The sequence below is a fragment of the Ruegeria sp. AB11 genome, assembly GCF_056536325.1.
On record NZ_JBQFJO010000001.1, the window covers coordinates 1,765,616 to 1,788,884 of the forward strand.

At 57.7% G+C, this 23,269-nt stretch carries 23 protein-coding genes; 12 read left to right on the top strand and 11 right to left on the bottom strand.

The genetic code is table 11. The features are described from left to right. Positions 1-25: 25 nt before the first annotated feature. Positions 26-484, bottom strand: coding sequence for an NUDIX hydrolase (locus ACR3EJ_RS08900; RefSeq protein ID WP_170541471.1), 459 nt, complete (start codon positions 482-484; stop codon positions 26-28). A gap of 204 nt (positions 485-688) precedes the next feature. Continuing rightward, positions 689-3,127: an ATP-dependent helicase HrpB gene (gene hrpB / locus ACR3EJ_RS08905; RefSeq protein WP_170541468.1), complete on the bottom strand. Its 2,439-nt coding sequence runs from the start codon at positions 3,125-3,127 to the stop codon at positions 689-691. 120 nt (positions 3,128-3,247) lie between these two features. Between hrpB and meaB the strand changes: the two genes are divergently transcribed. The 5 genes from meaB (at position 3,248) to ACR3EJ_RS08930 (ending at position 7,286) form a co-directional block, all read left to right on the top strand. Further along, a complete protein-coding gene (gene meaB, locus ACR3EJ_RS08910) occupies positions 3,248-4,225 on the top strand; it encodes a methylmalonyl Co-A mutase-associated GTPase MeaB (protein ID WP_170541464.1) in 978 nt (325 codons plus the stop codon). A 170-nt stretch (positions 4,226-4,395) separates the two neighbouring features. Continuing rightward, entirely contained in the window at positions 4,396-5,589 is a 1,194-nt protein-coding gene (locus tag ACR3EJ_RS08915; RefSeq protein WP_170541461.1) for a Hint domain-containing protein, read from the top strand. A 119-nt stretch (positions 5,590-5,708) separates the two neighbouring features. Then, the gene (rpmB, locus tag ACR3EJ_RS08920; RefSeq protein ID WP_008756960.1) at positions 5,709-5,996 is read left to right on the top strand and encodes a 50S ribosomal protein L28; all 288 of its coding nucleotides are present in this window, start codon (positions 5,709-5,711) and stop codon (positions 5,994-5,996) included. A gap of 408 nt (positions 5,997-6,404) precedes the next feature. Next, entirely contained in the window at positions 6,405-6,755 is a 351-nt protein-coding gene (locus tag ACR3EJ_RS08925) for a hypothetical protein (RefSeq protein ID WP_010441725.1), read from the top strand. Positions 6,756-6,800: 45 nt separating this feature from the next. Then, positions 6,801-7,286 carry a copper chaperone PCu(A)C gene (locus ACR3EJ_RS08930; protein ID WP_170541457.1) on the top strand — a complete coding sequence of 162 codons (486 nt, stop codon included), beginning with the start codon at positions 6,801-6,803 and terminating at the stop codon, positions 7,284-7,286. Between the two features lie 59 nt (positions 7,287-7,345). Here ACR3EJ_RS08930 and ACR3EJ_RS08935 read toward each other — a convergent pair whose 3' ends face one another. Beyond that, on the bottom strand, positions 7,346-7,954 hold the full coding sequence (locus tag ACR3EJ_RS08935; RefSeq protein WP_050806461.1) for an HdeD family acid-resistance protein: 609 nt from the start codon (positions 7,952-7,954) through the stop codon (positions 7,346-7,348). Positions 7,955-8,015: 61 nt separating this feature from the next. After that, positions 8,016-8,720: an NAD-dependent deacylase gene (locus ACR3EJ_RS08940; protein ID WP_170541454.1), complete on the bottom strand. Its 705-nt coding sequence runs from the start codon at positions 8,718-8,720 to the stop codon at positions 8,016-8,018. Between the two features lie 28 nt (positions 8,721-8,748). Here ACR3EJ_RS08940 and ACR3EJ_RS08945 point away from each other — a divergent pair, with 28 nt between their 5' ends. Together ACR3EJ_RS08945 and ACR3EJ_RS08950 are read left to right on the top strand one after the other, a co-directional pair. Beyond that, entirely contained in the window at positions 8,749-9,192 is a 444-nt protein-coding gene (locus ACR3EJ_RS08945) for a low molecular weight protein-tyrosine-phosphatase (RefSeq protein ID WP_170541691.1), read from the top strand. A 329-nt stretch (positions 9,193-9,521) separates the two neighbouring features. After that, a complete protein-coding gene (locus tag ACR3EJ_RS08950) occupies positions 9,522-9,788 on the top strand; it encodes a hypothetical protein (RefSeq protein WP_170541452.1) in 267 nt (88 codons plus the stop codon). Between the two features lie 584 nt (positions 9,789-10,372). Here the strand turns inward: ACR3EJ_RS08950 and ACR3EJ_RS08955 are convergent. From ACR3EJ_RS08955 to ACR3EJ_RS08970, 4 genes are read right to left on the bottom strand one after another with little or no spacing between them, the layout of a single operon-like run. Continuing rightward, entirely contained in the window at positions 10,373-10,753 is a 381-nt protein-coding gene (locus tag ACR3EJ_RS08955; protein ID WP_170541449.1) for a carboxymuconolactone decarboxylase family protein, read from the bottom strand. Then, the gene (locus ACR3EJ_RS08960) at positions 10,740-11,171 is read right to left on the bottom strand and encodes an aldehyde dehydrogenase family protein (RefSeq protein WP_170541446.1); all 432 of its coding nucleotides are present in this window, start codon (positions 11,169-11,171) and stop codon (positions 10,740-10,742) included. Before ACR3EJ_RS08960 ends, ACR3EJ_RS08955 begins: the two co-directional genes overlap by 14 nt. Before the next feature lie 6 nt (positions 11,172-11,177). Next, positions 11,178-12,275: an aromatic ring-hydroxylating oxygenase subunit alpha gene (locus ACR3EJ_RS08965; protein ID WP_170703345.1), complete on the bottom strand. Its 1,098-nt coding sequence runs from the start codon at positions 12,273-12,275 to the stop codon at positions 11,178-11,180. Beyond that, positions 12,272-13,159 carry a MurR/RpiR family transcriptional regulator gene (locus tag ACR3EJ_RS08970; RefSeq protein ID WP_010441733.1) on the bottom strand — a complete coding sequence of 296 codons (888 nt, stop codon included), beginning with the start codon at positions 13,157-13,159 and terminating at the stop codon, positions 12,272-12,274. The genes ACR3EJ_RS08965 and ACR3EJ_RS08970 overlap by 4 nt, the downstream gene beginning before the upstream one ends. Before the next feature lie 66 nt (positions 13,160-13,225). Here ACR3EJ_RS08970 and ACR3EJ_RS08975 point away from each other — a divergent pair, with 66 nt between their 5' ends. Genes ACR3EJ_RS08975 through ACR3EJ_RS08990 form a run of 4 tightly spaced genes read left to right on the top strand, consistent with a single transcriptional unit; the run spans position 13,226 to position 18,647 of the window. Next, positions 13,226-15,670 (top strand): FAD-dependent oxidoreductase, encoded by a 2,445-nt coding sequence (locus ACR3EJ_RS08975; RefSeq protein WP_170541440.1) that lies wholly within the window; start codon positions 13,226-13,228, stop codon positions 15,668-15,670. Beyond that, a complete protein-coding gene (locus tag ACR3EJ_RS08980) occupies positions 15,667-16,269 on the top strand; it encodes a dimethylsulfonioproprionate lyase family protein (RefSeq protein ID WP_170541437.1) in 603 nt (200 codons plus the stop codon). The genes ACR3EJ_RS08975 and ACR3EJ_RS08980 overlap by 4 nt, the downstream gene beginning before the upstream one ends. Beyond that, the gene (locus ACR3EJ_RS08985; protein WP_170541434.1) at positions 16,266-17,369 is read left to right on the top strand and encodes a mandelate racemase/muconate lactonizing enzyme family protein; all 1,104 of its coding nucleotides are present in this window, start codon (positions 16,266-16,268) and stop codon (positions 17,367-17,369) included. The genes ACR3EJ_RS08980 and ACR3EJ_RS08985 overlap by 4 nt, the downstream gene beginning before the upstream one ends. 3 nt (positions 17,370-17,372) lie before the next feature. Further along, a complete protein-coding gene (locus tag ACR3EJ_RS08990; RefSeq protein WP_170541431.1) occupies positions 17,373-18,647 on the top strand; it encodes an aspartate aminotransferase family protein in 1,275 nt (424 codons plus the stop codon). On the opposite strand, the gene ACR3EJ_RS08995 is transcribed toward ACR3EJ_RS08990, so the two are convergent. From ACR3EJ_RS08995 to ACR3EJ_RS09005, 3 genes are all read right to left on the bottom strand, one after another. Then, complete coding sequence (locus ACR3EJ_RS08995) at positions 18,648-19,589, bottom strand: LysR family transcriptional regulator (RefSeq protein ID WP_170541429.1); 942 nt, start codon at positions 19,587-19,589, stop codon at positions 18,648-18,650. It lies immediately after the preceding gene. Between the two features lie 65 nt (positions 19,590-19,654). Next, the gene (locus ACR3EJ_RS09000; protein ID WP_170541426.1) at positions 19,655-19,963 is read right to left on the bottom strand and encodes a hypothetical protein; all 309 of its coding nucleotides are present in this window, start codon (positions 19,961-19,963) and stop codon (positions 19,655-19,657) included. Positions 19,964-20,113: 150 nt separating this feature from the next. Then, positions 20,114-21,379: an SPFH domain-containing protein gene (locus tag ACR3EJ_RS09005; RefSeq protein ID WP_170541423.1), complete on the bottom strand. Its 1,266-nt coding sequence runs from the start codon at positions 21,377-21,379 to the stop codon at positions 20,114-20,116. A gap of 84 nt (positions 21,380-21,463) precedes the next feature. On the opposite strand from ACR3EJ_RS09005, the gene lepA reads away from it, so the two are divergent. Then, a complete protein-coding gene (gene lepA / locus ACR3EJ_RS09010) occupies positions 21,464-23,263 on the top strand; it encodes a translation elongation factor 4 (RefSeq protein ID WP_170541420.1) in 1,800 nt (599 codons plus the stop codon). The last annotated feature ends 6 nt before the right edge of the window (positions 23,264-23,269 follow it).

Sequence of the window (23,269 nt, forward strand, 5' to 3'; positions counted from 1 at the left end):
TTGTCATGAGAAATATACGTAATTGTTACATTTGCAGCAGCAGATCGCGCAATTCAGGCTCCTGCACCCGTCCAGCCGCCACTTTGGGCGAAACCCAGCAGCGTTCGCGCTGATTGGCCTCAGGATAGTCGTCGGCCAGATTCGTCACCTGAACACGATATACGCTGGTGACCACATGCTGCGCCGTGCCGTCGTTCAATGTCTTGTCATAAGAGTATTGGCCGATCGGTTCCTTCGGTACATCCGTCGCCTGAACGCCAGCTTCCTCCCATGCTTCCTGCAACGCAGTCTCGGGGCCGTTAAGGCCATCAATGGGCCAGCCTTTGGGAATAATCCAACGTCCGGTTCCGCGGCTTGTGATCAGTAATACATCATCGCCGGTCTCTGTGCCCCGCGTGCATAGCGCCGCAACCTGCACCCGGTTCGGGCGCTGGAATAACGGTCGCGCGACCTCTTCCCAGATGTTGCGTATCCATTTCGTCATGCTCGGCCTTCTTGGACGTTTAAATGGGCGTCCCTCAATGTTGTCAGAAAAGATTACATAATTATGTACCGCAGATTAAACAATACGTCCCTATCTTGTTGAGCAATTTTGGCCGAATTGCAGTTCATTATGTGTGTTTTTTGCCGTTTTATGGGGCGAATTCAGGATAGATTTTTAAATTTCACATGAATTTCGACTTCAACCTCAGGTCTTTCGGCGTTTCGCACGCAGAGTTGGGTCAGCCCGAGTTGGATCTTCAGGCCAGGGATGTTTGGGATATTGCGCCCGCATATCCTTGCGCACATCGGCATAAGAGCCCGCCCAAAACCCCGGTAGATCGCGGGTGATCTGGATCGGTCTCTGCGCCGGTGATAGTAGTGTGATCTTTAAGGGTTCACCACCGATCACCGGGTGTTGGGTCACACCGAACACCTCTTGCAATCGCACCGAAATCTCGGGCACCGCACCGCCATAGTCGATTGGCAGCTTGCGTCCCAGCGGAGTTACAAACGACCCTGGCGCGCGGCGGTCCAGCTCTTGCGTCTGTGCCCAATCCAGCCGGGCGCGCAGTGCTGGTAACAGGTCAAAACGCTTCCAGTCTTCGGCGCTGCGTACGCCCGAGAGCGTAGGCAGCAGCCAGTCCTCCAGCGCGTCCATAAGACCCCCTTCCGAACAATCGGGTAGGTCAACACCTTCAGCTCGAACCAACTCGACCCGCGCTGCCAACCTTGCCGAGGCCCCCTGAAGCCGTATTCCCAGATCACGCACCCCGACCAGCATTGCCTGGGCCACAGCGTCCTCGGGTACGTCTTTCCAAATGCGGTCTTCCAGGGTGATCGCCCCGAAGCGTTCCTGCCGTCGGGCCACGACACGGCGTTCGCGCTTGGACCATTCGCAATTATCCACCCATTCAATCTGATCGCCGAATAAATCGCGGATTTCGCCCTCGGAAATCTGCGCGGCCATGCGTACGCGGGCCTCACGCGGGTTGCCGTCTGTGTCGGTGACCACCAGATAAGGAGCTGTTGCCAAGGTGTCGTCAGCCTCCAACACCACGCCCTTACCGCCCGAGAGTACATAGCGGGGGGTATCACCCTTGCGGCGCTGCGCGATGCGGTCCGGATAGGCCAGGGCTGCCGTCGCCGCAGGGCTCAGATCGCCAGAGCCCTGCGCTTGCGCACGCAATCGTTTTCCCTCGGTATTGATCCGGTCCAGCGCGCCCTCGTTGACTTGCCAGACGCGATTGTTCCGAAACTTGCGGATATCCCGCAACGCCTCGAGCCGCAACGACAGATCAACCGGCGCGCCACGCAGTGGATCTCGATCTGCCATCAGCGCCGCCAAGGAGGCGGCCTCGCGGCCCGCACGCACCAACATATGCGCGAGACGTGGATGCAGCGGCAACGCAGCCAACGCGCGCCCGTGTTCCGTAATCCGGCCCTTGCTGTCCAAGGCGTCGAGCATGGTTAGCAAGGATCGTGCCTCGGTCAATGCGCCCTCAGGTGGCGAAGTCAGGAACGCAAGATCACCCGGCTCCGCGCCCCAGAGCGCGAGCTCCAGCGCCATTCCGGTCAAGTCGGCGGCTTCGATTTCAGCGGGTGGGTATGCGAGCAGCGCGCCTTCTTCGCCCTTGGACCACAGCCGATAGCACACGCCTTCGGCTACCCGGCCTGCACGGCCCGCACGTTGAGTGGCCTCGGCCCGTGTTACCCGTTCGGTCACCAGCCGCGACATGCCAGAACCCGGATCGAACCGTGCGCGGCGCGCTTGGCCCATATCCACCACCACGCGGATATCGGGTATGGTCAACGAGGTCTCAGCAATCGATGTCGCCAGCACGACCTTGCGGCCTGTCGTCACTGGCGCAATTGCTGCGCGTTGGGCGGCAAATGGCAGGGCACCAAAAAGAGGGTGTACCGTGCAGTCGTGGGGCAGGCGGCGTCTCAAAGCAGCCTCGGCGCGCCTGATTTCCCCTTCACCGGGCAGGAAAACCAGCATTCCACCCGTAGTTTCCTGCTCGGCCTGCACAACCAGATCAACAAGCGCATCCAAGCGTCGAGCCTGCGCACCCAGAGGTCGGTCAAGCCAACGGGTTTCAACCGGGTAGCTGCGCCCCTCGGAAGTGATGAGCGGCGCATCCATCAGCCGCCCCACCGGTTCGGCATCCAGTGTCGCAGACATTGCAAGCAGGATAAGATCGTCCCGAAGCGCTCCTGCCACCTCAAGGCATAAGGCCAGCCCCAGATCGGCGTTCAGCGAGCGCTCGTGGAATTCATCGAAAATTACTGCGCCCACGCCTGGTAAATCCGGTTCGGATTGCAGCATGCGGGTCAAAATGCCCTCGGTCACCACTTCGATCTGTGTGGAATTTGAAACCTTCGTATCACCGCGTACGCGGTAGCCGACGGTCTGACCCACAGGTTCACCCAGAGTCTCAGCCATGCGCTCTGCAGCGGCCCGCGCGGCCAGTCGACGCGGCTCAAGCATCACGATTCGACCATTGCCAAGGCCCGCATGCAGCATCTCAAGCGGCACGCGCGTCGTCTTACCCGCGCCCGGAGGCGCCTGCAGCACCGCGCGCCCATGCATTTGCAAGGCGTTCAGAAGGTCGGGAATGGCGTCATCAATGGGCAACCGGGTCATATCGCCTTATCGCCAAAGCCTCGACTAAGGTCCAGCATCGCCGATCCGGGCCCGAGTTGGGGCTGGACAAACCGGGTCATCCCCTCTCATCTATGGCAAATTCCAGCCGGGGACTGACCGATGAACATTGCCGAGCTTGGCGACAGGATCTTGAACGGAGAGCGCAGGGCACTGGCCAGAGCGATCACGCTGGTCGAAAGCGGGCGTGATGACCACCGAACGCAAGCTACGGCCTTGCTCGATCGGTTGGCTGGTGTCGGGCGGCAGGCGCTGCGAATTGGCCTGTCCGGCACGCCAGGTGTCGGCAAATCGACCTTTATCGAAAGCTTCGGAATGATGCTGACGGGGCAGGGGCTACGTGTTGCGGTTCTGGCAGTTGATCCCAGTTCGGCCCGTTCGGGCGGCTCGATTCTGGGCGACAAGACCCGCATGGAGCGGCTGAGCCGCGAGAAAAACGCCTTTATCCGCCCATCACCCAGCCAGAGCCACCTTGGTGGTGTGGCGCGCCGCACGCGTGAAGCGATTGCGCTCTGCGAGGCGGCGGGATTTGACGTTGTGCTGATTGAGACTGTGGGTGTGGGCCAATCGGAAACCGTGGTGGCCGAGATGTCTGACCTGTTCCTGCTGCTGCTGGCCCCGGCGGGCGGTGATGAGTTGCAGGGCGTCAAGCGCGGCATCATGGAAATGGCCGACATGATTCTGATCAACAAGGCTGATGGCGACCTGAAAGCGACTGCCACCCGCACCTGCGCTGATTACGCGGGCGCGCTGCGTCTGCTGCGCAAACGCCCGCAAGACCCCGAAGGGTTCCCCAAGGCCATGACCGTTTCAGCGGTTGAAGAGCACGGGTTGGAACAGGCCTGGGACGAGATGCAGGCGCTGACCACATGGCGGCGCGACGCCGGGCACTGGGCGTCGAACCGCGCTACACAGGCGCAATACTGGTTCAAACAAGAGGTGCGCCACGCCCTGCTGGCGCGACTCGAAACGCCACAGATGCGCGACAGGATGAGCGATCTGGGCACGCAGGTCAGTGCGGGCCGTCTCAGCCCGTCGGCGGCGGCCGAACAAATTCTCGCCGGGCTGTCCGACACGTAACACTCTGGCGGATTGATGTGCGCGCGGCTGGTGCGCTGACCGCTAATCGTGTATTATCGTTGCATATATTGCTGTGTTTGAGTGTGAGTTGCTGCGTTTGAACCGGGTTGAGAAAGGGCTTGATCAGCTCGGATCGTGCCCGGATGCTCCGAGGAACGGGACACGTCAGAATGCCCAATATCAATGGCACCAACGGCGACGACGATATCGATGTCACAAATGACAACGGTACGTTGAATGGCACGCCGCAGGGGTCCCCGATTGATAATATCCGAGGCCGTGGTGGCGATGACGATATCACAGTCACCGATAGTACCATTGCCAACAATGTCCTGGGCAATGCAGGCACCGACACGATCACCGTCACCAACAGCACAGTTGGCGGGCGCATCGCCAGCGGGTCCGATGCGGATACGGTTGATATCAGCGGGTCAACCGTGGGCAATATCCGGCTTGGCGGTGGCAATGACACGCTGAATTTCATCAGCACCACGGTGACAGGCGACATTCGCGGTGGCAGCGGAACCGACACGCTGAACCTGCCTGAGGGCACTGTTATCACGGACGATACATTCGGGGTGATTACGGTTGAAGATGGGGTCGGATACTCAATCTCAAGCGGCACATTCACCCTGCCATCCGGAATAACTGTCACCTATTCGGCGTTCGAGAACGGATCAGGCATGCCCTGTTTCACGCGCGATACATTGATCACGACGCAGCACGGCCAGACTACGATCCAGTCGCTGCGCGCCGGTGACCTGATCCCGACGCTGGGGCAGGGCCTGCACCCGATCCGCTGGATCGGACGGCGCGAATTTGACCGCCCCCAGCTTGAGGCCAACCCCAGACTCTGGCCTGTGCGCATTCTTGCAGGTGCATTGGGAGAGGGGCTGCCGCATCGTGATCTGTTGGTCTCGCGCCAGCACCGGATGCTGGTGCACTCAAAGATCGCCCAACGTATGTTCGGCACGAACGAGGTTTTGATTCCGGCCATCAAACTCACTGCGATGCCGGATATTCACGTTGATCAAGGCGTCGAAAGCGTTGAGTATTTTCACCTGCTGTTTGACCGCCATCAAGTGATTTTTGCTGAAAACACCCCGACCGAAAGCCTTTATACCGGCCGCGAAGCGTTAAAATCTCTTAGTGTTGCGGCGAGACGTGAAATATTCGAAATCTTTCCTGAGTTGGCCGAACTAGATTACCGCATCGATCCGGCCCGCCTGATCCCGCGTGGGCGATTGCAGACACAGTTGATCTCGCGCCATCTGAAGAACAACAAACCTCTATTGCAGCGGTCGGAAGCTGGCGCCACAATGGAAAACGACTTCGGGATAAAGATTTCGCCACACCCGTCTTGACCCTTCGCGTGATTCCCACTACACGCATCCAACCAGTTTTCGGGCGCGACTTCGGGTTGCGCCCCTTGTGATTTGGCCGAGGGTCTTGTACCCGGCCTCCAGAAACAAAGGAAGAAACCATGTCGCGCCGTTGCGAACTGACCGGAAAAGGCCCGATGACTGGCAACAATGTCAGCCACGCCAAAAACAGAACTCGTCGTCGTTTTCTGCCCAACCTGAACGACGTTACCCTGCAGTCGGAAACCCTGGGCCGCGGCGTAAAGCTGCGCATCTCGGCGGCAGCCCTGCGCTCGGTAGACCACCGCGGTGGTCTGGATGCATTTCTGGCGAAAGCCAAGGATGACGAACTGTCGGCGAACGCCTTGAAAGTGAAGAAAGAAATCGCCAAAGCGCAAGCTTCGGCGTAAGTCTTACGGACACAAAAGTATTCAGCCCTGCATCCTTGGATGCGGGGCTTTTTTGTCGGTGATGATTACAGTGGACCTTTCCTTTGTTTTCAAAAACCTAACAAAGCGAGCCTTTCCGTGACTTTGTTCACAGAAGTCTTGATGGGATCAATATATGTATATGCATATTGTTGATTTTGGGGGGGTCATCATGCTGTTACGAGTAACAAATCTATTGTCTTTCTTGCCAGCTTCACTTGCGGCGGCAGTGGTTCGATGTACGCGGATGCAACGCCGGGTGAATCGTCTACATACGAGTATGAACGCTGACCCGGCAAAACCACCCAAATCCTGAACCGGGCCATTCTGTCTCAGCCTGGCCTTCTCGCTTGTAGCGGATAGAAACTCAGGCGTATATCTCGGTCTAGGATGAAAGACTTTTTCCGCCAGATACTGCCTTATGCGCTGTCCCTGCTCGTACTTGTCACGGGGCAGGGCCTTGCTGCATCGCGCGGCATTGATCGTGCGGTAGGACAGATGGTTCTGTGCACCGGAACCGGGCCTGTGGTTGTGTATATGGATGACGAAGGTCAACCGACACGTGCGCCGCATTACTGTCCGGACTATGCGCTTAGCCTGCTGGGCGCTGTGCACGACGCGCGCGCTGCCCTGCCTTTGGCTCCGTCCAGGGCGTTGCCCGCTCCACCACTACGCTCGGCGGATTTGATTTCGGCCCCCTTGCCGCGGCATCCTGCCCGCGCTCCTCCGATCTCTGTCTGAATTAGACATCTAACAAAATCAGACATTTACGTAAGGAGAGTCGCAGTGACCCTCAAATCCACTTTGCTCGCAACTTTGGCTGCGCTTTCGTTCACCTCAGGCGCCATGGCTGCCGATGCTATCGTTGTTGACGATGCCTACGCGCGGTCCTCAGGTAAATCGGCCAAGGCCGGTGCCGCCTTCATGGTAATCGAAAACCACAGCGATACCGATGACCGCTTGATCGGCGTCAAATCGGATGTGGCAGGTCGTGTCGAGCTTCACACCCACAAGGTTGATGAAAACGGCGTTGCCCAGATGATCCATGTCGAGGAAGGATTTGCCATACCGGCAGGTGAAGCCCACCTGCTGAAACGTGGCGGTGACCATGTCATGTTCATGGGACTCAATGCGCCATTTCAACAGGGATCTTCTGTGCCGGTGACGCTGATTTTTGAAAAGGCCGGAGAGGTTGTTGTAGAAGTCCCCGTAGATTTGGAGCGGAAGGATCAGGGCGGGCACGGTTCACACGACCACACGCATTCGAACTAGTCCGCCGTTTCATCAGGCATCATCAAGGCATCAGGCCGGACAATGCCCGGCCTGTATTGCTAACGGTTGACAGTTTTCATTCCCAACCGATCACCCGCATTTTTGAACCGTGCGGCTAGAAAGAACATCACGATGGCCGAGGTCAATGCAAAGAAAGCAATTGCCCAACCCAAAGCCACCATTCCGCTGCCGGGCCAGAAGATAAGCACTAGCCCGATGATGAGGGCAAAGATACCTGAATTTCGCACCGTTGCACGCTCGGGATCCTGTGGGTGCATCTGAGGCAGGGCCATGAAGGAGCCTATGGCCACGAATAACGCCATCGCCCCCATCAGCGTAAATGCCAGCCACGCCACTCCCTGCGGCCAGATCAATAGTATCAATCCGATCAGAGCAGCCCCGATGCCAAAGCCGCCAACCAGCCCACGTCGCCCAAACCCAAGCCAAGTGAGCGCACCATCCAATATAAGCAGCGCCCCCACCAGCCGCAGCAATACTGAGATACTGCTAGTGGGCCAGAACAGCGCCGCAATCCCGATCAGACCGGCCAGAATTCCGCGCAGCAAGAAGGTCCACCACAGGTTAGCCAGATTCTCGCTTAGGGTGTCACGCGCGTTGATGCTGCTATCGTCAAGGATTTCTCCGTCTTTGGGTGGTAGATCTGTCATGAACTCACTCAGCTTTATTGTTTTCAACACCATAGACGCGAAAGCGCTGCTCTGTCTGCCCCTATCGCGTGCGGCCCCGTACCAACATTTGATTGACCCAACGCGGGATCACCTCGGTGGCGGGCCCGAGGTGTGTCTCATCAAAGACGGACGCCCCAGCGGAAGGTTCAAGGTTCAATTCTATCGTTCGCGCACCTCCGGCCCGTGCCTCTTGCGCAAAACCTGCCGCCGGATAAACCTGACCCGAAGTGCCGATTGAGGCGAACAGTGCAGCTTCAGCCAGGTGATCGTAAATTTCATCCATAAAATAGGGCATCTCGCCAAACCACACCACATCGGGTCGGGCCGTCGGTTGAAAGCAGGCTGGGCAAGGCTCGTGTACCTCCATCTCGGGTGGCGAGGTCCAGCGGTGCCCGCAAATTCCACATAGGGCACCGGCCAGCGTGCCATGCATATGGAGCACCCGTGCAGCCCCGCCTGCCTCATGCAGGCTGTCGACATTCTGCGTGACGATGACCACTTCGCCGGGCCATCGCTTCTGCAGCCGGGCAAGCGCCCGATGTGCGGCATTGGGCTGTGCCTTGGCGGCCTGCACCCGGCGGGCATTGTAAAACCCATGTACCAGTGCCGGATTGCGGGCGAAGCCTTCGGGCGTTGCGACATCCTCGATCCGGTGCTGCGCCCACAGACCGCCTTTGTCGCGGAACGTGCCCAGCCCGCTTTCGGCGGAAATTCCGGCTCCAGTCAGAATGACGATCTTTTCCATGGCCGCCTCACGCGCTACACCCATTCCCATGACACACCGTATCCTTTTCGTCTGCCTGGGCAATATCTGCCGCTCTCCGGCAGCCGAGGGCGTTTTTCGCGCCCGGGCGCCCCATCACCAAACCGACAGCGCCGGAACCTCGGGTTGGCATATTGGTGATCCGCCCTATGGCCCAATGCAAAAAGCCGCCCGCGCCCGCGATATTAACCTCAGCGACCTGCGCGCGCGCCAGTTCGTGGCCGAGGATTTCCACCGCTTCGATCTGATCATCGGTATGGATGCGGACAATATCGCCAATATCGAGGACCTGCGGCCCGATGGCAGCGATACTCCTGTCCGCCTGCTAACCGATTTCGCGCCACATTCCGGCGCCGATCACGTGCCCGATCCGTATTATACCCGCGATTTCGATGGAGCGCTGGACCTGATCGAGATCGCTGTTGATGGCTTGCAGGCGTACTTGAGCGCTTGAGCTATAGAAGCTGGAGTACGCCCTGAATTCAGGGCACTGAACGCCCCGATGCCTGCTCAGAGCTCATTTAGATCGATGCTGTACTGCGCACCAATGTCCGAACAGAGGTGAGCAACAAATATGGAGGGACATGTACCCCGGCATTTGAATCTTGGTTCTATTCATTCGGGTGAAAGTGCACGTCCATTGGACCTTCCCATTGAATCAACAGAATTGTTGGTTCATTGGTGGGAAACGAGTCATTGTGATGCTCTCCGCCTGGTTGATACCAATAGTCTCCGGCCGTTTGCAGCGGCACCTCGGCTTCACTTTCGCCTTTTACGAAGTGCTTGGATCCTACCCGCGATGCTTTTGATGAAAACGAAGCCATTATCGTCTGCGGTCTGGATATCGAAGCAGAACTGATCGGCGGCCATCTCGGACTGAGCAAGCTTGGGCGAAAAAAGCTGGGTCAGATTGCGATCGCGCGCCGCTCGATGATTTTAGTATTTCTAAGCATCACATGGCTGAACGGAAAAGAAGTGGACGAGGAACGGGAAGCCGAGATAACCGACATGGTTTCTGCGTTCCTGCTGGGGTTGCAGTCGCAATACTGAGGGAAGCGCCGGTTAAAGCGCGAGTGGGATGTGCCCGGTCAGGAGTACTCGTAAGGCGTCATGTCGCAATTCCGTTATCGGCGCGCACAAGTGGCAGTTGATACGTGGTATGGAAAGAACCGAAGCAGTACTTTGCAGCCGACGCTCGATCAGCCGCAGCGTATTGACCCTTTGTCCCGCGTCTTCCCCATTGGATGCAGACCAAGTGTACAGTAGTGGCGTCCAACCTCCTGCATTGGCGCATCAGGCAGCGAAAGCGCCAGAGAAGGCCATAGTGCCGAATGTAACAGTCGCGCTGGAGGGCAGCAATTATCCCTATTGCGGACCCAGTGTGGATCGAAGGCGGCCGAAGTTGATCATCCCTTGCGCGAATTTACTGCTTCGCGGCGCCTTCTAAAACTTTCACTATACGAAGCCCAATGTTCTATCGGCTCGCACGCCCAGAGGAGGATTGCTTCTTAAAGAGTGTACTTCTTTGCTTGTGGCACAACATATCCGGGCTCTACTTCGGCAACTGTCTGTGCGGTTTAGTCTGCGGCGTTGTGGTGCGAGACCGCCAGTGTAAGGTTGAGCGCTCGCGCCTTCTAACTCTCCTCCAGCACCTTCTTGGCCACACGGAAGCACTCCAACGCCTGCGGCACGCCGCAATAAATTCCAATCACGTGAACAATTGCGCGGATTTCTTCTTTGGTGACGCCATTATTGATGGCCCCGCGGCAGTGGGTCTCCCATTCAGTCATTTTGCCTAGTGCGCCAATCATCGAGAGGTTCATCATCGACCGGGTCTTGGCGTCGATCACGTCATCCCCCCAGCCAAAGCCCCAACACCACGCGGTCATGGCCTCCTGAAACGGGCGAGTGAAATCATCTGCTGCAGCCAAGTTCTTTTCGACATATTCGACCCCCAGCGTAGTTTTGCGCTGTTCGAGCCCTTTCAGAAACAGATCTTCGTCAAATACGCTCATGGTCTAGTCCTTCAGTTTGATGGCGACGTTTTTGGTTTGTACATAGTTCCACAAGGCTTCGCGCATCTGGGGGCCGGCGTCGTGGCGCAGTCGAGGTTGCAGGTGAAAACACCGCCGACCAACCATAAGATGTGCCATTGGCAATAATTTGGGTCATCATATAGTGGCCCATGGCCTGCACCATGTGACCATGATCGACTGGGCGCAGATCGGACAAGGCTTCTGATAGATGCGCGCGTTTTGCAGCCATACCGGCGCCGACAACCTCACCCGTATCCGTAAGCGCACACTCGGCCAGCTTTTCGTCGGTGCAAGGGTTCAACGCATGGAACTGGCTGGCTCTGCCGTTGACTAACGCGCCATCAATGTAGCTTAGCCGATAGGCCTTCATCACAGATCGATCAATATGTTGGTGCATTGTGCGTTAATGTTCTTGACCATCTACGGCCTCGCGCATCCAGCGCTGCAATGCAGCGATGGAATGCTCTGAACTGACCCCGCAGTTGGGGTCCAGCACAAGGGGGCCGGGGCGATAACCACGAGATTTCAGCCCACGCTGCACGCTTTCCACGAGGTGGATGTCCTCTTTTACTGTTGTCTCGCGATCTTGAGCGGCAAGACCCCGGATTACCTCACTTTCAGCACCTTCCGGCGTAAACCAACCGCGCCAGACGGTGCAGTTTTCATGGCCGTGGGCACGCCAGTGATAGGTGTTCAGAACATTGCCCGGATAGCATTGGAATGAGAACATGGGCCATAGGAACCAGCTCTGATAATCCCCTGCATGGGGCACCGACATGTCCACGGGATAGGTCATCTTTTCCATTGGCTGACATTCGGTCGTATGGCGCAGAACATATCCGCCGTCTGCATCCGGTTGGATGTCATAGGTTTCCGGCTTAATTACACCCTCGGCGAAGGTCGCATGGTTAATGGGACAGTGGTAGCACTCTGAGTAATTCTCGACCGAGACCTTCCAGTTGCAGTTCTCAGGCACCTCGACCCATTCCAGAGGGGCAAGCCTGACGACATTGGGAACGAATTCGGCGATCTCTTCACGGACACCGGGGAACCAATCGTCCATCGGCGCGGCATCGTCATCGAGGTTGACGAAAAGAAAGCCATGGAAATCTTCGGTCCGGACTTCGGTCAGGCAGATCTCAGAGCGGTCAAAGCCCGGAACGGATTTGATGTTCGGACCCGCGCGCAAATGTCCAGTCAGTTCGTAGGTCCAGGCGTGATAGGGGCAGACCACCACACGAGTGTTACCAGTCCCGGTGACCATTTCGTGGGCACGGTGTTGGCAGACGTTATAGAAGGTGCGGATCACCTCGTCCCGGCCACGGATCGAGAACAGGCTTTGGTCCGCAATTTCAAAAGTGAAATAGTCACCGACATTGGGAAGCTGGCTGACATGGCCCGCGAATTGCCATGTCCGGGCAAGCAGGCCGGACATTTCTTGCGCATAAATATCGGGATCGGTGTAATAACGCGCGGCCAAAGACCTGATGGGTTCGGTCATGTCTTCTCCTCGTGATACAGTCCCAGCTGGTGGCGACGGTTGTGGAATTTCTCGACCCGTTCGACGATCTCGTCGCTGGCAACGGCGATGACGAATGACAAAAGCGTCTCGAGCAGCGCGATGATGCTGACCGAGGACGGGAAGAATTGCGGTGTATCGACCGATACCACGAAGTCATGATCGGCCAGACGCAGGATCGGGCTGGCGGGACTGTCGGACAGAGCGACGATGACCATGCCCTGTTCGCGCGCTATCTCGACGGCTTTGACCACCTCGGACCGGTAGGGTTTGCAGGTGATCGCGATCAGAACGTCGCTTTCATCTGCCCACGCCAGATCATCGACAGGAGTCGAGCCCGGACGCGGGATGGCGTGAAACTCCTTCATACCGGTCGAGGCCAGATATGTGAAATTGCGCGCGATCGAGTTGTTGACGCCGACGCCAAGGGTAAACACATTGCGCGAGGCCCAGATCGCCTCGGCTGCCGTCTTCAGGTCGTCGGTCAAGATACCCGCAAAGGTCTCTTCCACGTTGCGCAGCACGTCCTGCACTATGTCGGCATATAGCCCGCCCAGATCGTCCGATTTGCGAATGTCCTGAAGCCAGCGCGCGCGGTCGGGGAAGTCGGCGGCGCCGCGTCGGATGGCATCGCGGAAGGGCGCGCGGAAATCTTCGTAGCCTTCGAACCCGACCTGACGGGCCATGCGCACGACGGTGTTGGGTTTGACATTCGCAGCCTCTGCGATTTCGCGCACCGTCGACACCCCCACATCACGGGGGTTTTCCAAGACATAGGTTGCCGCCTTGCGTGCCTCGGGTGTCAGCTCGGAAAGCTCATCGGCCAGACGCTCGAGAATCGTATTTGATACATTTGTCCCATTCATGATTGACGATGGTATTTTTGTTTGCTTAGCCTGTCGAGAGGAAAACGACTCGAAAAGGATGTTGTCGTGGCAAGTGAGTTTCCATCCCACGCACGCGTGGTCATCGTCGGCGGAGGCATCATGGGCGTCGGGTTGGCCTATCATCTTGGGCATGAAGGCTGGGGTGAGGAAACGGTGCTGCTTGAAAAGGCCGAGCTGACCTCGGGCAGCACATGGCACGCCGCCGGACAGATCACACATTCGACCTCGTCCTTTGGGTTGGGGAAATGCGTGGACTATAATATCGGTCTCTATTCCGGTGGATTGGAAGCGGAAACAGGTCAGCCGGTGACATGGCACGGTTGCGGGTCGTTTCGCCTGGCCTATACGGAAGACGAAATGGACTGGTTGCGCCATACGCTATCGGTGGGTCGCTCGCTGGGTTTCAACATCGAACTGGTTGGGCCGGAAAAGGTGGCCGAGTTGCATCCGTTCTACAACCTCAGTGGTGTTCTGGGCGCACTTCACACGCCGGATGACGGTCACGTGGACCCGACGAATGTCACGATGGCGATGGCCGCCGGGGCCCGTCAAAAGGGCGTGCGGATCATCCGCCAATGCCGGGCCACCAACATCACGCAAGCTGACAAGGGCGAATGGGTGGTCGAGACCGGAAAGGGCACAATCACCTGCGAGCATGTCGTCAACGCCGGCGGCACCTATGCGCGGCAGATGGGCGAATGGTCGGGGCTGCAATTGCCCATGACCTCGATGACGCACCATTACTTCGTGACCGACGAGGTGCCCGAGTTCCAGGACCTCGGCGTAGAGCTACCTGTCATTCGCGACGACAAGAAAGTTTCTGGCTATATCCGGATGGAGCAAAAGAAGGGCCTGATCGGGATTTATGAGAAAGAAAACCCGAACTCGGTCTGGCACGATGAATGCCCATGGCATTACGAGAATTGGCTGTTTGACGCGGATTATGACCGTGTCATGCCGTATTTGGAAGAAAGCCTGAACCGGATGCCGATCTTTGCCGATCTGGGCATTCAACGCGTGGTGCACGGCGCGATCAGCCATCCCCCAGACGGCAACCCGCTGATCGGCCCGGCACCCGGTGTGCGCAATTACTGGTGCTGCTGCGGCACTCAGATCGGCATTGGATGGGGGCCCGGCCTGACCCGCGAGCTGGCGCGCTGGATGGTGCATGGGGCGGCCGACATTTCGATGCGCGAATTCGACCCGCGCCGGTTTGGCAGTTATGCCACGAAGGACTGGCAGGTAGTGAAGGCCGAAGAGGATTACTGCCTGCGCCACGAAATCCCCTTCCCACATTTCAACCGTCTGGCTGGACGCCCGATCAAGCCGTCCCCCTTGCACGATCTTCTGAAAAGCAAAGGTGCCGTGCATGAAGAGGTCTATGGCTTTGAACGCCCACGCTTTTTCGCCAAGGGGATCGAACAGTGCGACCACTATTCCTTCAACCGTTCCCCTGTCGACGATATGGTCGCGGCCGAGGTGAAAGCGGTGCGCACCGGCGTCGGCATCATGGATGTGACCGCCTTCGCAAAGGTGCTGGTCGAAGGGCCGGATGCATACGCGTTGCTGGACCGGCTGACTGCTAACCGAATGCCGCAGAAGATCGGCTCGATCACCCTGACCTATATGCTGAACCGCGCTGGCCGGATCGAGCTGGAAACGACGATTGTGCGGATGGCTGAAGACAGCTTCTATCTGGTCTGCGCCGCTTTCTTCGAACAACGCCTGATGGACCACTTGAACCATCAACGTGCAGAGGAAGATGTGACGATAACGGCCCTGTCGTCCGAGTGGAGTGCACTGTCCCTGAACGGTCCCAAGTCCCGTGACGTATTGGCCGCCTGCACTGACGCCGACTTGTCCAACGCCGGGTTCCGCTGGCTGTCTGCGCGGGAAATCACGGTTGCAGGTCACAATGTCTGGGCATTCCGTATGTCCTACGCGGGCGAGCTCGGTTGGGAATTCCACATGCCCAATGACGCCAGCCTTGATGTCTACACTACGCTGTGGGCTGCGGGTGAGATACACGGCATTGCCGATTACGGCAGCTTCGCGATGAATGCGATGCGTATGGAGAAGGGCTTCAAGGGCGCTGGCGAATTGACCAACGAGGTTACACTGGCCGAGGCCGACGTGCTGCGCTTTGCCCAAACGGACAAGGAATTTCTGGGCCGGGACAAGACGCTGAACACCGACTTGCCGTGGGTTTGCGCCTATCTGGAAATCGAGCCCGACGGTAAAGCGGACGGCCACGGCGGTGAGGCGGTGATTTTGAACAGGCAGGTGGTCGGATCCACAGCGTCCGTGGCCTTTGGCCCAACAGTCGGGAAGATTTTGGCCTTTGCCTATGTCAAACCTGACGTCGCCACTCCCGGCACGGCGCTTGAAGTGGTGATCCACGGCATCCGCCGCGCAGCCCGAGTGCTGGGCGATCCCGCCTACGACCCCAAATCCGAAAAGCCCAGAACCGACGCAAGGGAGATCGCGTGACACAAGCACAGTTCTGGACACACGCAGCAGCCGAGCTTGCCCGTTGCTTTCGTACCCACCCCTCTCTTGCGGAGTTCAGGTCATTTCCGACTGATCTTGTGCCACAAAAGGTCACGGCGCGGGCCTTGCCCCCGCTTGATTTGCTGGCAACTGACCAAGCGTTGCGGTCTGGGACAGTCTCGACCTTGCGTGACGCTGTGCTTGCGCTTGCCTGCGACGCGCACTGGCTCGAGCATTATCGAGATAGCGGGATAGGCGATGATTTCTTGGATCGGTTTGGCTGCTTCTGTCTGGTCGGCGATCAGGGCGGCTTTGCATCAGACCAACTGCGTGTCTGGCTGGTCTATATGCCGCCACATCTGCACTATCCGTGGCATCATCACCCCGCGGAAGAGCTTTATTTAGTGCTTGCCGGGCAGGCAGAGTTCCTACGCGCCGGACAAGCTAAGCGCTGGCTGAGCGCTGGCGACACTGCGTTCCACGCCTCTAACCAGCCTCACGCGATGACGACGGGCGCAGACTCGGTTCTATGTTTGGTATTCTGGCGCAATCAGTTCGAGTCCGGGCCGCAACTGACTGATGGAAATGACATATCATGAAAATCTCTCGCATTTCGTTGTGGTCTGTCGATCTGACCAGCCATGAGACCTACTACATGGCCGAGGGCAAGACCTGCGACACGGTCAAAAGCCATGTCCTGTGTCTGGAGACCGATAACAGAAAGAAAGGCTGGGGCGAGGTCTGCCCCATCCCGCATTACCTGCCCGCCTTCGCCAATGGTGTCCCCGGTGCGATCGAGGAAATGGCACCCGAAATCCTCGGAGTCGAACCGTTCGGCATTGATGCCCCAATGCGCAAACTGGATGCGTTCCTGCAAGGACATTTCTATGCGAAATCTATCGTCGACATGGCGTTGTGGGATCTGTTCGGCAGAGCGAGCGGGCAGCCCCTTTACGCGCTGCTTGGTGGCCGCACCCAAGCTGACATGGCGCTCTATCACTCGATCACCTGCATCGCGCCCGACGACATGGCGCGGATTGCCCGCGAAGCTTATGCGACGGGTATCCGACAGTTTCAGGTCAAGCTTGGGGCCGACGCCGACTGGCAAGCAGATGCCGAACGGTTGGCCAAGGTACGCGAGGCCGTGGGCGACGGCCCACTGGTCTATGGCGACTGGAACTGCGGGGCGACAAAACTTCAGGCCACGCGGACGGGACGCGCGGTGGCACATCTAGACGTTATGCTGGAGCAGCCCTGCAAAACGCTGGAAGATTGTGCCGCTGTCCGACAGGCAACTGGACTGCCTATGAAAATCGACGAAAATGCCTACGATTTGGCGTCGCTCATGCACGCGCATGAACTGGGCATGCTGGACGCAGTCGCCTTGAAACTGTCGAAATTCGGCGGGCTGTCCGCGATGCGCCGCGCCCGTGATCTGACTGTGCATCTGGGGGCCGAGATCTGCGCGGAATGCACTTGGGGATCAGACATCGTCACCGCCGCATCGCTGCATTTCGCCGCCTCTACACCGCGAGATGCCCTACTGAACACCTGCGATCTGTCGTCTTATGTAGGGCCACGCATTGCGCCGGATTGCCCAACCCGCAAGGATGGGCGTATCGCACCACCAGAAGGACCTGGGCTTGGGGTGAGGCCCGATCCGGACATCCTTGGAACCCCAATTCTTGAACTGGACTGACCTATGCAGAAACTGACTTCTCAAGCCGATTGGATCGCCCGTGCCCGCACCGTGTTGCCTGCCGGAGGCTTCGGCAATTTCGATCCCGGCATAGTCATCGCGCGCGGTGAAGGCAGCCGTGTCTGGGACGAGGATGGGAACGAATATGTCGACTATCTGATCGGCTCTGGCCCGATGCTTCTGGGGCATGGCCATCCTGAAGTCATAGAGGCCGTTCTTGAGCAACTCCCCAAGGGCATGACCTTCTTTGCTAACAATGCCAAGGGCATCGAACTGGCCGAGGCGATTGTTGAGGCGGTGCCGTGCTGCGAACAGGTCCGGTTTGTGGCCTCGGGTGGCGAGGCCGACATGTACGCCATCCGTCTTGCCCGCGCCTATACCGGTCGCGACAAGGTCCTGAAGTTCGAAGGCGGATACCACGGGATGAGCGCCGAAGCACAGATGAGCCTTGCGCCCGAAGTCCGCATCAACTTCCCCCAAGCTATTCCCGACAGCGCGGGCATCCCGCAAGGGGTCGCTGATCAGATGTTGATCGCCCCGTTTAACGATCTGACCGCGGTCGAGGCGCTGCTGGCCGAAAACAAGGACGTTGCCGCGATTATCGTAGAGCCACTGCAGCGGATAATTCCCGCCTTGCCCGGCTATTTGCAAGGGCTGCGCGACCTGTGCGACAAATACAGTGTCCTCTTGATCTTTGACGAAATCGTTACGGGCTTCCGGCTGGCCTATGGCGGCGCACAGGAACGCTATGGAGTGACTCCAGACATCTGCACCTTGGGCAAGATCATCGGCGGCGGTTTTCCTCTGGCTGCCATTGGGGCCAATACCGAGATCATGCAGCATTTCGACAAATCTATTGTCGGCGCGAACAAATGGCTAATGCAGCTTGGCACACTGTCAGGCAATCCGATCGCTGCCGCAGCCGGCCTTAAGACGATGGATATCCTACGCCGCGAGGGCAGCTATGACCGCCTGCGCGCCATCGGAAAAGAGCTGCAAGACATGCAAAGTGAGGAGTTGAGCAAGGCTGATATTCCGCATCAAATCTGTGGTGATGAGACCTTGTTCGACATCTTTTTTACAGCCAGTGTTTGCAGAGACTATCGGACCGCCAAGCATGACGACCCAAAGCGTAACGAAGCCTATAATGCGACGCTCCGACACCACGGCATCTTCAAGTCGCCCGGCAAACTCTATCCTTCACTGGCGATTTCCGCGATGGACCTTGAGCTGACAAAAATTGCAGTTCAGGCAGCGGTGCGATCCATTCATGCTTGACTAACTTATCACCTTCAGCTGCCCGTCCAGCCACGGCAACTGCGCCAAAGCAGGGTCAACAATCTGGCTCTGCATCAGTCGCTTAATCATATCCGCCACTTCCTGCGGCACCTGATCCGACCAGTCGGAGCGCGTAATCAGTGAGATTCTGCGCGCGAACTCGCCAAACGGGGCAGGGTGCGCCTCCAGCCCGTCATGGAACCGCGCGGCGCGCATATAGCCCAGCGGTGTGGTGATTGCCCAGCCCAAGCCCCGCGCTACCATCGCCATTAATGCCAGATGCGAGCCGATTTCGAACCGTTCTTCAAACTCCATTTGCTGCCGAGCTAGATGACCTTCGATCTGGCGGCTGATCAACTGTTCGCGGGCGTAGCGCAGGAAGGGCAGGTCCTGCATCGGCTGCTCGGCGCCCTTGGGCGCGACCAAAATGAAGGGGTCTTGGACCAGAGGGTATTCGACGACACCTTCCAATACTTCACCAGAATGGGCCGAGACAGCCATGTGTAACCGCTGCGCCTCCAGTGCTTCGAACAAATCGAGGCTCGACAGCGTGATCAGCTTGAATTTCGACCGGGTCAGACTATCGGCTAGCAGGGTGGCCAGCCTGGGCGTCAGGTCGTTGTCGAAATCGTCAATCAATCCGATGGACAGAGTGGTCAGATGCCCCAGATCCATGACCGCCAGTTCGCTCTGCGCCACTTGCAGCTCACCCAGCACCGCTTGAGTGCGCGCCAGAAAACTGCGCCCGGCCTGCGTCAGCCGCATCGGTCGCCGCCCGTGATCGACAAGATCGGTGCCTAAAGCCTTTTCCAGATTGCGCAACTGCTGAGACACCGACGGCTGGCTGAGCCCCGTGATCTCGGCCGCCTGCGCCACCGATCCGGTCCGTGCCAGTGCCTCGAACACCTCAAGGCCCCGCAGGGTCAGCCCTTTCATCACCATCGCACATACCTTTCGCTGCGCCTTTCTGGGGCGCAGCGGGCATCAGGTCAAGGATTTGCCGTCGGTTAGCTGCAGATCGCCTGCGCCATCTGGCCAAAGTTCTGATACCGATCCCACAGCGCATCATCGCGCGCGGTCTGCGACATCTTCAACTCCTGCGCCTGATGGGGGTCTTCGAACCATTTTGACACGGTCTTCTGATCACTGCGCGTCAACGCCTGATCGGCCACACGCTGAATGCACGTACACCGCGCCCGTGTCGCCGCCTCACGGTCCGACGCCAAACACGCCCGTTTGATCTGCGCCGCGTCCGCGACCGGAGCAACCGCCGTCAGTGATGACGCACAAAATGCGATGAGGAGGAACTGTTTCATACTCGAGCCTCGTTTTTTGCCTGCCCGGACGGGTCTTCTGCCCCTCTCGGTCTGCGGCGGAGTATGAATCAAAGTGGATTCGGGATCAATTGGGTGGTTCGAAAAAGTGAATACCTGAGGCTTGGAGGCTGGGTTTTTCCTTGGCCGCATTTACTTGTCGCCCGCTTCTCCGGTGTCCGTGGGTTTCAGCAATTCCTTCGCAGCCTGCGATGATTTCATCTGATTAGTTATCAACCCACCTACAGCTGCACCTGCGAGCGGTTGGCCAAACATCGCGCCAATTCCTGTTGCCGTCAAAACAATGCCTGTAGGTACCGTTACTTCTGCTATATTTTCAGGGGACGAATAGTGCGCCAATTTATTCCACAAAACACCTTTGTAGTCGCGCAACCACAAAGCAATACCTCCAGCTTGCTCTTCGCTCAAATCATCGTTTGGCTGAGGTAGGGATGTAAGCAATTGCTGAAGGTGTTGGTGAAAGTAGTCTGTGAATTCGAGAATATCGCTGCGTAAATCCGCTTCGAGAGAATTAATGCCTCTGATCTTTTCACGAAAATCTTCAACTTGCTCGATCAACCCTGCGGTGGACACAACAATCGCATCGCGATTCTGAATCACCGATTTCTTAACCAAGGATTTTTCGTATTCGGTCGGCCCTTTGGGAGCAAGAGCAGCTCGTTGCTGTCCGTCTAGCTCTTTCTTTAGCCGCGCAATCTCGTCTGAGACGGCTTTCGTTCCGCCTGCCCAGACTCTTTCGTCGATTAGTGCAACTCGCCTCTGAAGTTCCCAATCAAGCGGTTGGCCATCCAGCAAGCTTTGGTACCAGTCTTTCCAGAATGTATGTCCTTCGAACTTTGAAGACGTTTCACTCATTAGGGTTTCAAAACTCGCGGTGTTTTTCGCCGGAGAACGCCAAAGGGGGGTAGACATCAAATCATCATGAGACTCGCCGTTCTCAACGCCATGTAAATCATTCTCAAATTCTAGCTTTAGGTCTGCGCTGAATTGTTTCTGATTTATCTCGGCTGTGCCTGAGTTTTTGAATACAGTTGGAAATCCTTGGTTTTCTTCTTCAAATACATCCAAAAGATTCAAATCGGGCGCGATTGCAGTACTTATGGCATGCAAGGATAAAGCGTGAAATAATCCGTCCAGAGCGTGATAACTGATGTTTCTTCCAGTTTGGTTCTCGTTGAGCTCCTTGACGATACTACGAAGAGATAGGCTTTCCGTTCCAGTATATGCAGTTGCCGTGAATATTCTCCGAAGAGAGGCAAGGTTGCTATGCGGAAACGGAAACCACGAACTCGAAGTTGAAACTCCAAGCGTTCTCAAAATCATGCGGAGGGCCACAACCCGCTTTTGTTGCTCGGATAGCGAACCAAATCGACTTTCAATCTCTTCAAAACTGCTCATTTCTTACCGACTACCTAAAGGTCCTCAAAGTACAGGTGCGTCCCACCTTGACCAACCCACGATTCCTCTACATATCCCCAACCCATGACAGACCTCGCTCATATCCGCAATTTCTCCATCGTCGCGCATATCGACCATGGCAAATCCACCCTTGCTGACCGGCTCATCCAAGAGACCGGAACGGTCAAGGATCGCGACATGAAGGAACAGCTTCTCGACAGCATGGATATCGAGCGTGAGCGTGGCATTACCATCAAGGCCAACACGGTTCGCATCGACTATACCGCCGACAATGGTGAGAAATACGTTCTGAACCTGATCGACACGCCCGGCCATGTGGACTTTGCCTATGAGGTTAGTCGGTCGATGCGCGCGGTTGAGGGCTCGCTGCTGGTTGTGGACTCGACTCAAGGGGTCGAGGCGCAGACACTTGCGAATGTGTATCAGGCCATCGACGCCGATCATGAGATCGTGCCGGTGCTGAACAAGATCGACCTTCCCGCATCCGATTGTGACCGCGTGGCCGAACAGATCGAGGATGTGATCGGCATCGACGCGACCGACGCGATTCAGGTTTCGGCCAAGACGGGGCAGGGCATCCACGAGACGCTTGAGGCCATCGTGCAGCAATTGCCCGCACCGCAGGGCAATCTGGACGCACCGCTCAAGGCGATGCTGGTGGATTCGTGGTACGACGCCTATCTCGGCGTCATCGTTCTGGTCCGCATCATGGACGGCACGCTTAAAAAGGGCATGCGGGTCAAGTTCATGTCGAACAACACCCTGCATCATGTGGACCGCGTCGGCGTCTTCCGGCCTGAGATGGAGATGGTCGACTCGCTGGGCCCCGGTGAAATCGGCTTTCTCACCGCCTCGATCAAACAGGTCCGCGACACCCGCGTTGGCGACACCATCACCAATGACCGCAACGGCACCGAAGAGGCTCTGACGGGATTCAAACCCGCGCAGCCGGTGGTGTTCTGTGGCCTCTTCCCCGTCGACAGTTCCGAATTCGAAGACCTGCGCGATGCGATCGACAAACTGGCCCTGAACGACGCCAGCTTCAGCTTTGAAATGGAAACCTCGGCGGCGCTGGGCTTTGGCTTCCGCTGCGGTTTCCTCGGCCTTCTGCACCTAGAGGTCATCCGCGACCGCATCGAACGCGAATATGATATCGAGCTCATCACCACCGCGCCGTCGGTGATCTATCACGTCTACATGAAAGACGGCGAGATGATCGAGCTGCACAACCCCGCCGACATGCCCGACCCCTCCAAGGTCGACCATATCGAGGAACCGCGCATCAAGGCGACCATTCTGGTGCCCGACGAATACCTCGGGGACGTGCTGAAACTCTGCCAGGATCGCCGCGGCATCCAACTGGACCTGACCTATGCCGGCACCCGCGCCATGGTCGTCTATGACCTGCCGCTGAACGAAGTTGTCTTTGACTTCTACGACCGCCTGAAATCGGTGACCAAGGGCTATGCCTCGTTCGACTACCAGATGACCGGCTATACCGAGGACAATCTGGTCAAGATGTCGGTGCTGGTGAATGACGAACCGGTCGATGCGCTGTCAACCATGGTTCACCGCGACCGGGCCGAGATGCGGGGCCGGGCGATGTGCGAAAAGCTCAAGGACCTGATCCCGCGCCACATGTTCAAAATCCCGATCCAGGCCGCCATCGGAGGCAAGGTCATCGCCCGCGAGACCCTCTCGGCGCTGCGCAAGGACGTGACCGCCAAATGCTACGGCGGCGACGCCACGCGGAAACGCAAACTGCTGGACAAGCAGAAGGCGGGTAAGAAGAAGATGCGCCAGTTCGGGAAGGTTGATATCCCGCAGGAGGCGTTTATCAGCGCCTTGAAAATGGACAGCTAAAGGCTG